This is a genomic window from Streptomyces sp. URMC 124, assembly GCF_051386455.1.
Lineage (GTDB): Bacteria > Actinomycetota > Actinomycetes > Streptomycetales > Streptomycetaceae > Streptomyces.
The window spans coordinates 1-248 of the sequence record NZ_JBPQTS010000584.1 but is presented as its reverse complement, the minus strand read 5'-3'; the positions used below and the strand labels follow the sequence as shown (position 1 = coordinate 248).

General features: G+C 57.3%; 1 protein-coding gene. It reads left to right on the top strand.

Translation table 11 applies throughout. The annotated features are described in order from the left end of the window. The first annotated feature begins 14 nt into the window (after nt 1–14). The gene (locus ACSNOG_RS33780; RefSeq protein WP_436756483.1) at nt 15–152 is read left to right on the top strand and encodes a Rieske 2Fe-2S domain-containing protein; all 138 of its coding nucleotides are present in this window, start codon (nt 15–17) and stop codon (nt 150–152) included. The last annotated feature ends 96 nt before the right edge of the window (nt 153–248 follow it).

Sequence of the window (248 nt, the reverse complement as noted above, 5' to 3'; positions counted from 1 at the left end):
CCACCTGCACGCATATGGGCTGCGAAGTAGAGTGGAACGAGGGCGAGCGTTCCTGGGACTGTCCTTGTCACGGTTCCAGATACGGCTATAACGGCGAAGTGCTGGAGGGACCGGCGACTGAGCCGCTCAAGCAGCTGGACCCGGAGAGCTGATCCATAACGCAGAACCAGATGGATAAGCAGGTTCAACGCTGGCTAGGTCATTTGCAGTTGATGGGGCAAATGGCTGTCTGTCCACGTGTTGAGTTC

Excerpts from the sequence above, each read along its gene's own strand:
- ACSNOG_RS33780 (WP_436756483.1), top strand. The coding sequence starts at position 15 with ATGGGCTGCGAAGTAGAGTGGAACGAGGGCGAGCGTTCCTGGGACTGT.